Genomic DNA, 14053 nt, shown 5'->3' with positions numbered 1-14053 from the left:
CGCCGACCGAATTTTGACCCACCCTGCCGATCCAATATTGACCCGGGGATGGACACCGACCGCGAGGCGGTCAGCTGTGGATAAGTGTAGGTCGATCGCTGGTTCGTTGACCTCCACGATGCATTGATGTTCGCGCGGGGGAAGACGCGAAGGGCGTAGCCCGTAGCGGATTCCCCCGCGCGGCCGACCCTCAGATGTCGTCGGCTGGCGGTGGCTTGTCCTGCTTGTCCGCCTTGCGCGCTTGCTCTCGCGCCTTGATGCGCTTCTTTGCCACCGCCGAGCTGTGCAGGAAGCGATGGCTCTCGTTGCCCGTCTCCACGATGTGGCAGTGGTGCGTGAGCCGGTCCAGCAGCGCCGTGGTCATCTTCGCGTCGCCGAACACGCTGGACCACTCGGCGAAGTCCAGGTTGGTCGTGATCATCACGCTGGTGTGCTCGTACAGCTTGGACAGCAGGTGGAACAGCAAGGCTCCGCCGGCCTGGCTGAACGGCAGATAGCCCAATTCGTCCAGGATCACCAAGTCCATGCGCAGCAGGCTCGCCGCGATGCGCCCGGCCTTGCCTTGCGCCTTCTCCTGCTCCAGCGCGTTGACCAGGTCCACGGTCGAGTAGAACCGTACCCGCCGTCCGTGCCGCGTGATCCCGGCCACGCCGATGGCCGTGGCGAGGTGCGTCTTGCCCGTGCCCGGCCCGCCCACCAGCACCGCGTTGTGCGCCGCGTCGGTGAACGCCATCTCCGCCAAGGTGTGGATCAGCTTGCGGTCCACCGGCGAGACATCGAAGTCGAAGCCCGCCAGGTCACGATGCACCGGGAACTTGGCCGTGTGCATCTGGTGGCTGATCGAGCGCATCGCGCGGTCGGTGGTCTCGGCCTGCAGCAGGTGTTCCAGCAGCCAGCGCGAGCTCTCCAGCGCAGCGCTGCCGCCTTGCTCCATGAGATCGCTCCAGGCGCTGGCCATGCCGTGCATACGCAGTTGCTTGAGTTCGACGGCAAGCTCACGCATGGTCGACCTCCTCGGCGCTGGCCTGACCGCGCAGGCTGTCGTAGCGCCCGGTGTTGGCCAGTGGCTTGTCGGCCACCTGCAGCCCCGTGGCCGCGTTCTGCGGCGCCGGTGCCGCATTCAGCCGGGCGATGACGTTGAGCACGTGCTCGGCGCCGATCCTGCCGCGCGGTGCGCCTTCCAGTGCCAGTTCCACCGCCACCAGCACCGCATCCAGGCCGGCGGTCGGCACGATGGACAGCACCTGCGCCATCACGCGGTCGCCACCCGGGTCGCGCAGCAACGCCCAGCGAAGCTGCTGCAGCGGCTCGGGCATGTCAGCGAACGGCGCGCCGTTGCGCAGGGCGCCGGGCTTGCGCTCGACGAGCGGGATGTAGTGCTGCCAGTCGTAGCGGGTCTGGCCCCGGTCGCTGAGCCGTTCATGGCTGGCCACCTTCTTGTCGTCGGCCACGACAACGATCCGGCCCGGGTACAGCCGCGTGCTGAGCATCTGCCCGGCCAGCTCGCAAGGCACCGAGTACCGGTTCCTGGCCACCGTGACGAGACAGGTGCTGCTCACGCGCGCCGGGTTCTCCACGTAGCCGTCGAAGGGCTCTGGCATGGGCATCAGGTGCGGCCTCTCGTGTTCGAGCATCTCGGCCACACTGAACTGGTCGTGCTCGGGGTGGCGGATCTCGGCCCACAGCGCGCGGCAGCGGTCTGCCAGCCAGGCGTTGAGCTCGACGAAGGAGCCGAAGCGCAGCTTGGCCGCCTCGATCCAGATGCGCCGGCGGCTGTCCTGCACGTTCTTCTCGATGACGCCCTTCTCCCAGCCGGACGCCACGTTGCAGAAGTCGGCGTCGACCAGGTAGTGCGCGCACATGGCCGCAAAGCGCTTGTTGACGGTGCGGCCCTTGCCCTTCCTGACCTTGTCCACCGCCGTCTTCATGTTGTCGTAGATACCGCGCCGGGCAATGCCGCCCATGGCCGCGAAGGACCGGGTGTGGGCATCGAACAGCATCTCGTGGCCCTGGCTCGGGTAGGCCACCAGCCAGAAGGCCCTCGACGCGCACAGCTTGAGCTGCGCGACCTGCATGCGGTAGTAGATGCCGCCGACCACCGGGCCCTCTTCGCTCCAGTCGAACTGGTACGCCTCGCCGAGCTCGAACAGCAGCGGAACGAACGCGTTGGCGGACACCGACTGGCCTTCGCCCTGCCGCCACGCACGCACGAAGTCGGTGACGCGGCTGTAGCTGCCGTCGTAGCCGTCGCCGCGAATCTGCGCGTGCAGTGCACGTGCCGTGCGCCGCTCGTAGCGCGGGCGGTGCGCATCGGCCTTCAGCGCCAGTTGCAGCGCTTCGTGGAAGGCGCTCAACTTGCCAGGCCGCTCGCTGCGTCGATACCGCGGCTCGCCCTCCAGCGGCGCCTTCAGCCACTTGCGCACCGTGTTGCGCGACAAACTCGTCAGCCGCACGATCTCTCGCACGGACTTGCCTTGGCGGAAGTACATCCGCCGAACCTTGCCAATCATGGCCATGGTGATCACTCCTCTTCCCCTGCTCAAAAAGAAGGCAGGGTAGGTTGAACACCCGGGTCAAATTTGGATCGGCACTATGGCTGCAGGTGGGTCAATTTTCGGTCGGCGTCAACACCGTTAGACGTTCTGCGCTCCCGCTGAGGCGGAGCGCCACTGCGACCCTAAGCGCCCGGGATCGGCACGGCAACGGCAAGGGCGTCGGCGACTGGAGCGCAACGCCCCCACAGCGCGGCACCGCCAAGCCACTCGTCCATGCGGAAGAACACGTCGTCGAAGGTCACACTCGCGGTGCGACTGCCATGCGGGCACGGCGCACCCTCGTCGATGCCGACGCCCAATCCTTGTTCCTCGCCGCGGACGATGATCCACTCGACCGAGTCGCTCAATCGAACCGGCGCGACGATGGAAAAGCCAAACCACTGCAGGTTCGGCACCCGCATGTACCTGCCGTACAGCCGGCATGCAGTGCCGGCCTCCATCGCAACCAGCGGCATCGGTTCCGGCCCGACGGGCAAGGTCCCGGCGCGGTCTCCAGCCAGCAACTGTGGCAGCAGGTGCTCTCGAAGGCCCACGTTGTCCGCACGCAGGAGCAGCTCGATTGCGGTCCGCTGCGCGCGGAACACCCAAGCGGCGGCCAGGTCGCGCTTCGCCAGGCCGCGCGCCGCCTGCACGAGAGCCGAGAGATCGCCGCCTGCCCCGCCGTATTCCGCGGGCACACCCAGTCGGAGCATGCCCGAGTCGCTGACGAGCCGAAGCGCGTCGGAGCCAGCGCGGACGACGGAGCGGGAGCGGATCGCAGTATCGGATTCCATCCCGGAATGGTCGCGCCGATGACTCTGATCGGTAAGATGCAGAAACTCCCAACGTCAACCGGATCAGGCAGGCGCCGGCCGATGCCCCAGCACCCGACACGCTACGAGCAACTCGCCGATGACATGACGCAGGCGATGAGCGATGGCCTGCTGAAGCCGGGTGAGCGGCTGCCGTCGGTGCGCGAGACCTGTCATCGACGCGGCGTGAGTCCGTCCACCGTCTTCCAGGCCTATGGCCTGCTTGAAACGCGAGGCCTGGTGGAGGTACGCCCGAGGTCCGGCTTCTACGTCTCGGCGCCCAAGCGGAGCCTGCGCGCAAGCCTCCAGCCCGCGGTGCCGCGTCCTGAGGCGACCGAAGTGGCGGTGAGTGCCCTCGCGTTCGATCTGCTTGAGTCGACTCGCGATCCGGCGGTGGTGCCGCTCGGCTCTGCGTTTCCAAGGGGAAGTCTCTTTCCGGTCGACGCCCTGGCACGAAGCGGCGCCCGCGCGATGCGACGGCTGAAGCCGGAGCAGGTCACGAGCGCGCTGACAGCCGGCGACGAGACACTTCGACAGGCCCTGCGCAAGCGCTACGCGTTGCAGGGGGTGCCGCTCGCCTCAGACGAACTGGTGGTCACCAACGGCGCACTGGAGGCCCTCAACCTCTGCCTGCAGGCGGTCACCCAGCCAGGCGATGTGGTCGCCATCGAGTCGCCCACCTTCTACGCAGCGCTGCAGGTGCTCGAACGGCTGAAGCTCCGCGCTGTCGAAATCGCCACGGATCCTGTCGAGGGAGTCGACCTCGACGCGCTGGCTGCGGTCCTCACGCGGGAGCGGGTGGCGGCCTGCTGGTTGATGCCGAACTTCCAGAATCCGCTCGGCGCCTTGATGCCGGTCGCCCGGAAGCGCGCGCTGGTGGATCTGCTGGCCCACCACGGCGTGCCGTTGATCGAAGACGATGTGTACGGTGAGTTGTACGCCGACCTGCGGCGACCGCCGCCGGCGAAGGCCTTCGATACGACTGGTGGTGTGCTGCACTGCTCGTCCTTTTCCAAATGCCTGTCGCCGGGCTACCGGGTCGGCTGGGCGGCGGCCGGCCGCTTCGCGCGCGATGTGCAACGCTTGAAGATGATGAGTTCGCTGGCGACGTCCTTGCCACCACAGCTTGCAATCGCGGACTATCTCGGCCAAGGGGCCTACGACCGCCACCTGCGTCAACTGCGCGCTTTGCTGGCCGACGAGCAGCAACGGGTCCGGCGACTGGTGTTGCGGCACTTTCCAGCCAGCACCCGGGTGACGCAACCGCGCGGCGGCTACTTCCTTTGGCTCGAACTCCCCCCGACGGTCGACGCGCTGGCGTTGCACCACCGCGCCATGGCTGCTGGCATCAGTTCCGCGCCCGGCGTCCTGTTCTCAGCCGATAGACGCTTTACCCATCACCTGCGGCTGAACGTGGGTCACCCTGGTGACCCACGCATCGATGGCGCGGTGCGTCAGCTGGGCGAAATGGCCGCTTCGATGGCGTAGCCACGAACTGCGTGCAGCGGCTCAGGCGCGACGGCGCCGGCCATCCCAGGCGATCGCCAGTCCGGCACCGACGATGATGGCGCAGCCGGCAAGCATCGGACCATCGATGCGTTCGTCGAACACGGCGACACCGAGCGCAACGCCGAAGAGCAGCCGGGTGTAGCGGAAGGGCGTGACCGTCGATACATCGCCGGTGCGCATGGCCTTCATCAGGCAGGCATACGCCAGCACACCAATCGCCACTGCACCGGCCAGCGCTGCAGCCGGCCCGGCAGCGGGTTGCACGAATGCTCGCCCGTCCCACGCGCCATACAGCGCACCAGCAAGGACCACGGTGAGAAATCCGTAGAAGCCCAGATGCCTCGTGCCGAGAACCTTCGGGACGGCACGGCTTGCGAGGTCGCGGCCGGCGAATCCGACCATGCCGATGAGCGTCAGCAGCGACAGCACGGAGAAGTCCGAAGCAGCGGGGCGGAGCACCACCAGCACGCCGAGCAAGCCGACCACCACCGCGGTCCAGCGGCGCCAGCCCACCCGTTCCCGAAAGTAGACGCTCGCGCCGAGCACCACCAGTACCGGCGTGGCCTGCAAGATGGCTGTGGCCGAGGACAACGGTGTTAGGGCAACCGCCAGCACGTAGAAGAGCCGCCCCACGAATTCGAACGCGGCGCGCACCAGCATTGGCGCCGAGACCGCTGCCCGATGGAACAAGGGCGCGCCTCCACGGTTCGGAAACGCCGCGAACACCAGCATCCCGCCTAGACCAAAGAGCATCAGCACCTCGCCGATCGGAAGGTGCCGAGCGGCCGCCTTCACGAAGGCGTCTTCGAGCGCGAACGCGGCCATCGCCGCCACCATCCAGCCTATCCCCTTCAGGTTGTCGAGGGACGCCTGAGCGTGAGCGGAGCTTGGGGACAAGGCGGTGGTCGAGGGGGGCATGGGCGCGGCGTCATCGAGATCGCCGGTTGGTGAGCAGGTGATTGTCGGGCCGCAGGCCGGGTGCAGACCGGTTCAGTCGGGGCCGAATGCGGGGTAACCAGCCACCTTGGCGGCCAAACTGATACGCACGAAATGATGTTTCGCTGAGCCTTGGCGTTCAGTCTGCGTTTGTCCACGATCAAGGTATCGCCCGCGCGGGCCGGCATGAGGTCGGTTTCGACATGTCGCGCACCCACTCCGTCATCCCCATCCTTCCTGCGGCCGGCCTGCCCGGGATCGAGGCGAGCCGCAATATCCAGCCTCGGGCCGTGAATGGCGTGTTCGCGCGCTGGCGTTGGGCGATGGTGTGGGCAACTCAGCTGTGGTTCTACGGCATGCCCTGGTTGAACTGGCACGGGCGACAGGCGGTGCTCTTCGACCTTGAAGGCCGTCGCTTCTACATCTTTGGGACCGTTCTCTTCCCGCAGGATCTGGTCCTTCTCACCGGCGTGCTGGTGTTCAGCGCGCTGCTCCTTTTCGCAGCGACCGCCCTGTACGGTCGAGTGTGGTGCGGTTTTGCTTGCCCACAGACGGTCTACACCGAAATCTTTGCCTGGGTCGAACACCGGACTGAGGGTGACCGGCTTGCCCGCATGCGCCTTGATGACGCGCCATGGTCCATGCAGAAGATCGCGCGCCGCGGCACCAAACATCTCGCGTGGGGTGGCATCGCCTTGTTGACCGGCTTTTCGCTGGTGGGTTGGTTTACGCCCGTTCGTGCGCTCGCCGCTGCGGTTCCGGCGTTCGCCCTCGGCCCCTGGGAGGGCTTCTGGATCCTCTTCTATGCCGCGGCGACGTACCTCCATGCAGGCGTGTTGAAGGAAAAGATCTGCCAGCACGCCTGCCCGTACGGCCGCTTCCAGGGCTCGATGCTCGATTCGGCCTCGCGCGTCATCACCTACGACGTCGCACGCGGCGAGCCGCGCGGCTCGCGTACCCGCGGTTCCGATGCACGCACGATTGGGCAAGGCGATTGCATTGACTGCACCCTGTGTGTTCAGGTCTGCCCGGTCGGGATTGACATCCGGAAGGGCTTGCAGGCGGAGTGCATCAGTTGTGGGCTGTGCATCGACGCTTGCAACGGGGTCATGGACAAGATGAAGGCGCCACGTGGACTCATCAGTTTTCAGGCCTTGTCGAGCGCTGGCGAACGTCCAGCGCACCGCCGGGGTCGCGTGCTCGCGTACGGAGCGGGCCTGGCGCTGGTGGGCGTGGGGGTGATCGTCGCCTTCCTCGCCAGGCCGGAACTTCGTCTCAACGTGATCCGCGACCGCAGCGTGATGTCCAGGCAGTTGCCCGATGGAGGCATCGAGAACGTCTACCGGCTTCGGGTGATGAATGCGAGCTTGGTACCGCGACGTCTGGACGTCCACGCCTTCGTCGAGGGTGCGGACGGCATCCGACTCCTCGCAGAGCATTCCGCTGCGGTGGTTGTGGAGCCGGCCGGCACGTCCACGTCAGTGGTCTCCTTGCGCATGGACGCAACCCAGGCGCAAAGATTCGGCAGCGTCGTCGCTGTTCCGATCAGGGTCGAAGTGATCGGGAGTTCCGAGGCCGGCGGCGACAAGGCAACGTCGGCCTCCACATTCATCGCCCACTGAGCTTTGGAGGTCCGCCGTCTGAAACGTCGACGAAGGACGACTCGTGGTAAGCGCGCGGCGACTCGTGGGCGTCCAGCGCTGGTGGATAAGGGGAGCCAAGGGGCAGCGATGCGCTGCATGAGTGACGCTCGGCCCTGGTAGTCAGCTTCGTGGATGTACCAGACGTTCGCGTCGCGAATCCTAAGATCGAGTCCGACCCAAACCTGCCAGCCGGCTTGCTCCGAAGCAGCCGGACGGCGAGCCATCGCTTTTCATGTTTCGCTTCTACGAAGCGGCCGTTCGTAATCTCACACACTCGGCCAGAAGCAGACATCATGCTTCCTGATGTTTATGGCTCGCACCCATGCGATCGTCGGCGTCAGAGGCTCTTTCCCCGTAAGTGCTTTGCCCTCAACGACTGCATGGGCCGGATGACGTCGCGCAGCGTTTGCATGAACACCTCGGTGCTGGGCGCAAGCGTGCGACCCCTCACGCGAAACATGCCGACGGGAATCCCCGACGGCAGATCGATCGGGAGAACGCGGAAGGACGCGGGAAAGTTGCCGAATCGCAGGATCGAGCCGTACATCACGGTGAGGAATGAATGGGTCGCAACCAACTCACTGCGGACCAGCATAGACATCGTTGTGACCGCAGGGTCTGGCAGGCTCAGGCCCTGCAGGCGGAACTGTGCCTCGAGTTGCGCAGTGACGGCCCCGTTCGCCGATGGCAGCACCCAGGGGTGGAGCCCAGTCTCCTCCAGACTGACAGACCTTCTACTGGCTAAGGGATGCTGCGCGCCCGCGACGATGAAAAGGTGATCATCGAACAGCCGCTCGAACGTCAGGTCGCCGCCGCTTCCCTCAACGTGCTCGCGTCCTATCCCGAAATCAACGGATCGACCCGCGACTTCGCTTGCCAACTTGCCTGAATCCAGTTCGGCGACATGAAAGCGGAATCCAGGGCGGTTACTCCGAACCGCACCTATCGCGTGCGGCAAGAGTCCAGCGCACACCGCCGGCGTGCCGCCTAGACGCAGTTCGCCGCGGGCTGCATCGGCCAGGGACTGCAGTTCGTCCACAGCTTGACGGAGTTCTTCGAAAACACCCGTGGCGCGTCGCAGCAGGATCTCGCCCTGCGGCGTCACGCTGACGCCGCGGTTGTTGCGATCGAATAGCCGGACCCCGAACGTAGCCTCGAGCTCCCGAATGGACTTCGACAGGGCAGGCTGCGTCAGGCCGATCTCGCTCGCGGCCTTCAGGATGCTGCCCGATCGCGCCACTGCCTGCAGCAGCCGCAACTCACGCAACGTCACTCGCCTGAGCACCAACTCTAAAGTGTCCATCGATATAACAGAATGTTGATACCAAGATCGACAAATGCGATACCGGAAGCATAGCAAAGTGCGTAATGTATGGCTCTTGCAGGCAGACCACCGCAAAGGAAGCGTGATGAACAAGTTGCTCACCCTATTTGCCGTCCTGATGGCGCCCACCGTGGTAGGTAGCCAATCCCTCGCCGGCGCGAACGGAGTGCGGTCCGGCATTACGGCGGCAGCGCGCCATGTGTTTGACGACGCGACCATGCCGGGAAAGGAGTTCCGTGTTCTACACACCACCTACGCGCCCGGTGGTCAGAACCCGAAGCATTACCATCCCTCGCACGTCGTGTTTTACGTGCTCGAGGGATCGGGCGTGTGGCAGGAGGAAGGAAAGGATCCGGTGACGCTCAAACCAGGCGAAAGCCTGCACGTGCGCCCGGGGATGGTTCACGCGCATCGCAATGCCAGCACGACGGAGCAGTTGGTGTTTCTGGAGTTCGTCATCGTGGACAAGGGGCAGCGCAGCACCGTCCCGATGCGATAGGCGCAGGTACAAGCCGCGCGGCGCTCGCGCGCGGCCAGCGCCGGTCGGATGCGCGATCTCACCGCCGGAAAGCTGACGCCCAAGTTGAGCGACCGGATAGCCGACGTCCGCGGTCGGCAGTGGCCGACCCATTGCTGCCGGTCGCCGCGGGTGGACAGCTGTCGGTCGCAACTTGCAAGACAGGCCAAGTGCTGACCATCACTCCACTGATCTAGAGCAGACGCTCGCGGTTCCAAGCGGGTGTTCAATCTCCAGTATTGAGAAACAAATACTTCTTGGTTTGTATCGTATGCTTCACAGATGTGGAGCGTGCTCTTTCTCACCTTGCCGACGCAGCCAAGCGCAGTGCGGCTGCGTGTCTGGCGTGCATTGAAGACGCTGGGCTGCGGGTCGATGCGAGATGGCGTCTATGTCCTGCCTGACGCAAAGAAGGCTCTTTTCGATCCCCTGGTGACCGAGGTCCGGGCCCATGGCGGCCAGGCCAGCGTGCTGGAGCTGTCCGCCTCCGAAGAGGCCCAGCGCACCGAGATCCTGGCGTTGTTCGACCGCACCGACGCCTACGGTCAGTGGCGCACTGAAGCGCAAACGCTGGCAGCCGCCTTGCCTGAATTGCCCGAGACTGAAGCGCGTCGTCGTTGGCGCGCCGTTTCCGAGGCGCTGCATGCACTCGTGCGCATCGACTACTACCCGGGTGCCGCCGCCGAGCAGGCGCAGGCCGAACTCGATGCGCTGCGAGAGACGCTCGATGCGCGCTTCTCTCGCGGCGAACCGGTGGCACAGGCGCCGCACGGCATCCCACGGCTGGACCCGCGCAAGTTCCAGGGCAGGCGCTGGGCTACACGGGCTCGACCCTGGGTTGACCGTTTGGCCTGCGCCTGGCTGATCCGCCGCTTCATCGATACGGAAGCGCGCTTCGTCTGGCTGGCCGATCCCGCCGGGTCCACGCCTGCGCCTCGCGGCACACTGGGTTTCGACTACGACGGCGCGCGCTTCACGCATGTCGGCGCGCGTGTCACCTTCGAGGTGCTGGCAGCAAGTTTTGGCCTGGACGCAGACCCGCGCCTGCAGCGCATCGCGCGCGTTGTGCACTTCCTGGACATCGGCGGCATCCCGGTGCCCGAGGCCGCCGGCCTGGAGGCTGTGCTCGCCGGTCTGCGCGAGGTTCACGCCGATGACGATCAACTGACCCTGGCGGCGGCGGCGGTCTTCGACGCCCTGCACGCCGCCCCCGGAGCCCCGGCATGACGACCGCCACAACACCCGTGCCCGAAGCCTCGGCTGGCCCTCCCGCTACTCCGGCCGCACCCGCCTCGGTGAGCTTCGCCGAGGCCTTCCGCTTCTGGCTCAAGCTCGGCTTCATCAGCTTTGGCGGGCCCGCCGGCCAAATCGCGATCATGCACACCGAGCTGGTCGAGCGCCGCCGCTGGATCAGCGAGCAGCGCTTCCTGCACGCTCTGAACTACTGCATGCTGCTGCCCGGCCCCGAGGCGCAGCAACTCGCCACCTACATCGGCTGGTTGATGCACCGCACCTGGGGTGGCATCGTGGCCGGCGCGCTGTTCGTGCTGCCGTCGCTGTTCATCCTGATCGCGCTGTCGTGGGTCTACCTGCGCTTCGGCGACGTGCCGCTGGTCGCCGGCATCTTCTTCGGGCTCAAGCCAGCGGTGACAGCCCTAGTGCTGCACGCCGCCCATCGCATCGGGACGCGGGCGCTGAAGAACCGCTGGATGTGGGGCATCGCTGCCGCGTCCTTCGTGGCGATCTTCGCTTTCGACACGCCGTTCCCGGCCATCGTGCTGGCCGCTGCGTTGATTGGCCACTTCGGCGCACGCCGCTGGCCGCAGGTGTTTGCGCTGGGCGGCGGGCATGGCAGCGCCAAGGCCAGCTATGGGCCTGCGCTGATCGACGACAACTCGCCGACGCCGATGCACGCGCGCCTTTCTCGCAGCCACCTGGCCAAGGTCCTGGGCTTCGGGATCGGGCTGTGGCTGCTGGCGATGGCGGTGCTGATCGCTCTCAACGGCCTGCAGGGCACGCTCACGCAGATGGGCTGGTTCTTCACGAAGGCCGCCTTGCTCACCTTCGGCGGTGCCTACGCGGTGCTGCCCTACGTGTACCAGGGTGCGGTCGAAACGCACCAGTGGCTCAGCGGCCCGCAGATGATCGACGGCCTGGCCTTGGGCGAGACGACACCCGGCCCGCTGATCATGGTGGTGGCCTTCGTCGGTTTCGTTGGCGGCTGGCTGAAGCAGGTGTTCGGTCCTGAGGCACCGTTCCTCGGCGGCGCCGTGGCCGCCGCGGTGGTCACCTTCTTCACCTTCCTGCCGTCCTTCTTGTTCATCCTGGCGGGCGGGCCGGTGGTCGAGGCCACGCACGGCAAGCTGGGCTTCACGGCGCCGCTGTCGGCCATCACGGCGGCCGTCGTCGGGGTGATCCTGAACCTGGCGATGTTCTTTGCGTACCACGTGCTCTGGCCCCAAGGCTTCGGCGGGCGCTTCGATGCGCTCTCGGCCGTCATCACCGTTGCCGCCGCGGTGGCGCTGTTCCGATTCAAGGTCGGTGTGATTCCGCTGCTCGGTGCCTGCGCAGGCATCGGCCTTTTGTCGACCTGGCTGCTTCCCCTGATCCGTTGAAGGAGTTTCCATGACTGCACGCCTGCAAGACCTGCCGTTCGACCCGGCCGCACTGAAGCTTCTGTCGCCCGCACTGATCACCAGCCACCACCAGAACAACTACGCGGGAGCGGTGAAGCGGCTGAACGCCATCCGCCAGGATCTCGCGGCAACGCCTTTCGCCACGGCGCCCGGTTTCCAGCTGAACGGCTTGAAGCGCGAAGAGTTGATCGCGACGAACTCGATGCTGTTGCATGAGCTGTACTTCGCTAGCTTGGGCGGCGATGGCGTGACGATGGAGCCGGCTGCGAAGCTGATGCTGGAAGCCAGCTTCGGCAGCATCGAACGCTGGCGCGAGGAGTTCATCGCGATGGGCAAGGCCCTGGGCGGCGGGTCGGGCTGGGTGCTGCTGGTGTTCCAGCCGCGCGAGGGCACGCTGGTCAACCAGTGGGCGGCCGACCACACGCACATGGTGGCGGGCGGCGTGCCGATCCTGGCGCTCGACATGTACGAACATGCTTATCACATGGACTTCGGCGCGGCGGCGGGCGCCTACGTGGATGCATTCATGGACAACATCGACTGGGCAGCAGTCTATGGGCGGTACCAGCGGGCGGTGCATGCGGCAGGCGAGCCCTTCGGCGCGAACCAGGACCAAGTGGGTGATGCGTTGGTCTTCGACGTTCGTCGTGCAGGTGTGTTCGAGAACGCGCGCACGATGATTCCCGGTGCGCGCTGGTGCGACCCTGCCGATGTACCCAACTGGGCCGCAGATCTGCCGACAGACCGTGAGCTGCTGGTGTACTGCGTCTACGGGCACGAGGTGGGCCGCGTCACGGCCCTGCGGCTCCAGGCCGCGGGTTTGAAGGCCCGCTACCTGGTCGGGGGCATCGACGCCTGGCAGGCTGCGGGCAGGCCCCTGGTGGACAAGCCCGGGAGCCCTGCGTCATGACCGGCCCCCGCGCCGCCAGTGTCGCGCTGCTTTATCCCGGCGACCGGGCCGCCCGCGACCGCGCAGACCCTGCAGCAAGCCGCTTCGCGGCCTTGTTCGAAGCGCTGGCTGCCGCAGGCGTGACGGCCGAGCCAGCGATCTATCACGATGACTTCGCCGACGAGGTGGCGGCACAGTTGCGCCGCGTGCAGGCCGTGCTGGTGTGGTGCAACCCGATCGAGGACGGCCGCCGCCGCGACCGGCTCGATGCGCTGCTGTGTGAAGTGGCGGCGGCGGGCGTGCTCGTCAGTGCGAACCCCGAGGCGATCCTGCGCCTGGGTACCAAGGACGTGCTGTTCGAGACCCGCGACTTGCCCTTTGGCAGTGACGTTCACCGCATCGACAGCCTGGCGCAGCTGGAGACCGAACTGCCGCAGCGGCTGCGGCAGGGCGCGCGCGTGCTCAAGCAGCACCGTGGCCACAGCGGCATCGGCGTGTGGCGCGTCGAAGCGTCTGCCGGCGGCGGACTGACCGTGCAGCACGCCCAGCGCGGTAGCAAGCCCCAGCACATGGACATGCCGGCGCTGAAGGCGACGCTGGCGCCTTACTTCGAGCCGGAGGGCGGCGGCCACATGATTGACCAGGCCTGGCAAGCGCGGCTGCCCGAAGGCATGGTGCGCGCCTACCTCGTGGAGGACCGCGTCACAGGCTTCGGCCTGCAGGCCGTGAACGCGCTGCACCCCGATGCGCCCGTGCCGGGGCCGCGTCTGTACCACGGCCCTGAGCTGCCCGGCTTCCAGGACTTGAAGCAGCAACTGGAGTCGACCTGGATCACGCTGCTGCGCGAGCGCGTCGGCCTGGCGCGCGAACAACTGCCACTGCTGTGGGACTGCGACTTCATGCTGGGCGATGCGAAGGCCGATGGCGCGCGGCGCTACGTGCTGTGCGAAATCAACGTTAGCAGCGTGTCGCCGTCTCCGCCGTCGTCCATCGCGCCGCTCGTCGAAGCGGTCCTGCGCTGCGCCCAGCATGCTCGGCAGGGCAACCAGTCAAGACTGGACTAGCCCAGATGACTGTCTGCTGTTCAAACCGCTGAAGTTCCGCTGAGGATCGGTCGCTGCGTCGAACGACCACTGACCGGCGGCACCACCGAATGACTCTTGATGGCCGATGGCTGGTCTTCGCGAGCGGCAGCTTTATGGAGCCTCAATCTTGGCTGCACCTGCCTCCTGGGCAGCCGAGACTCTCACCGC

The 14053-nt window shown here is 66.4% G+C and carries 12 protein-coding genes; 7 read left to right on the top strand and 5 right to left on the bottom strand.

Going from position 1 to position 14053, the window contains the following annotated elements:
• Positions 1-190: 190 nt before the first annotated feature.
• The 3 genes from istB to H8R02_RS23710 form a co-directional block, all read right to left on the bottom strand.
• Complete coding sequence (istB, locus tag H8R02_RS23720) at positions 191-1003, bottom strand: IS21-like element helper ATPase IstB (RefSeq protein WP_187083986.1); 813 nt, start codon at positions 1001-1003, stop codon at positions 191-193.
• Positions 996-2516: an IS21 family transposase gene (gene istA / locus H8R02_RS23715; protein WP_187083985.1), complete on the bottom strand. Its 1521-nt coding sequence runs from the start codon at positions 2514-2516 to the stop codon at positions 996-998. Before istA ends, istB begins: the two co-directional genes overlap by 8 nt.
• 161 nt (positions 2517-2677) lie before the next feature.
• The gene (locus H8R02_RS23710) at positions 2678-3328 is read right to left on the bottom strand and encodes an acyl-CoA dehydrogenase family protein (RefSeq protein ID WP_187083984.1); all 651 of its coding nucleotides are present in this window, start codon (positions 3326-3328) and stop codon (positions 2678-2680) included.
• An 81-nt stretch (positions 3329-3409) separates the two neighbouring features.
• Here H8R02_RS23710 and H8R02_RS23705 point away from each other — a divergent pair, with 81 nt between their 5' ends.
• The gene (locus H8R02_RS23705; RefSeq protein ID WP_187083983.1) at positions 3410-4834 is read left to right on the top strand and encodes an aminotransferase-like domain-containing protein; all 1425 of its coding nucleotides are present in this window, start codon (positions 3410-3412) and stop codon (positions 4832-4834) included.
• A gap of 21 nt (positions 4835-4855) precedes the next feature.
• Here H8R02_RS23705 and H8R02_RS23700 read toward each other — a convergent pair whose 3' ends face one another.
• On the bottom strand, positions 4856-5773 hold the full coding sequence (locus tag H8R02_RS23700) for a DMT family transporter (RefSeq protein ID WP_255429520.1): 918 nt from the start codon (positions 5771-5773) through the stop codon (positions 4856-4858).
• Between the two features lie 221 nt (positions 5774-5994).
• Between H8R02_RS23700 and ccoG the strand changes: the two genes are divergently transcribed.
• A complete protein-coding gene (gene ccoG / locus H8R02_RS23695) occupies positions 5995-7413 on the top strand; it encodes a cytochrome c oxidase accessory protein CcoG (RefSeq protein WP_187083982.1) in 1419 nt (472 codons plus the stop codon).
• Between the two features lie 358 nt (positions 7414-7771).
• Here the strand turns inward: ccoG and H8R02_RS23690 are convergent, their stop codons facing one another.
• Entirely contained in the window at positions 7772-8737 is a 966-nt protein-coding gene (locus tag H8R02_RS23690) for a LysR family transcriptional regulator (protein WP_056183916.1), read from the bottom strand.
• 106 nt (positions 8738-8843) lie between these two features.
• Here H8R02_RS23690 and H8R02_RS23685 point away from each other — a divergent pair, with 106 nt between their 5' ends.
• The 5 genes from H8R02_RS23685 to H8R02_RS23665 all read left to right on the top strand — a co-directional run bounded on the left by H8R02_RS23685 (position 8844) and on the right by H8R02_RS23665 (position 13864).
• On the top strand, positions 8844-9257 hold the full coding sequence (locus H8R02_RS23685; protein ID WP_056183915.1) for a dimethylsulfonioproprionate lyase family protein: 414 nt from the start codon (positions 8844-8846) through the stop codon (positions 9255-9257).
• A 300-nt stretch (positions 9258-9557) separates the two neighbouring features.
• Positions 9558-10502 (top strand): chromate resistance protein ChrB domain-containing protein, encoded by a 945-nt coding sequence (locus H8R02_RS23680; RefSeq protein WP_187083981.1) that lies wholly within the window; start codon positions 9558-9560, stop codon positions 10500-10502.
• Positions 10499-11890, top strand: a complete 1392-nt coding sequence (gene chrA / locus H8R02_RS23675) for a chromate efflux transporter (RefSeq protein ID WP_187083980.1) — start codon at positions 10499-10501, stop codon at positions 11888-11890. The genes H8R02_RS23680 and chrA overlap by 4 nt, the downstream gene beginning before the upstream one ends.
• A gap of 10 nt (positions 11891-11900) precedes the next feature.
• Complete coding sequence (locus H8R02_RS23670) at positions 11901-12821, top strand: Fe-Mn family superoxide dismutase (RefSeq protein WP_187083979.1); 921 nt, start codon at positions 11901-11903, stop codon at positions 12819-12821.
• Positions 12818-13864, top strand: a complete 1047-nt coding sequence (locus H8R02_RS23665) for a Cj0069 family protein (protein WP_187083978.1) — start codon at positions 12818-12820, stop codon at positions 13862-13864. The genes H8R02_RS23670 and H8R02_RS23665 overlap by 4 nt, the downstream gene beginning before the upstream one ends.
• Positions 13865-14053 lie beyond the last annotated feature (189 nt).

Origin of the sequence: Ramlibacter albus (assembly GCF_014297445.1) — a bacterium.
Taxonomy (GTDB): domain Bacteria; phylum Pseudomonadota; class Gammaproteobacteria; order Burkholderiales; family Burkholderiaceae_C; genus Ramlibacter; species Ramlibacter albus.
The sequence above is the reverse complement of the archived record's forward strand: the minus strand, read 5'-3'. Positions and strand labels throughout refer to the sequence as shown.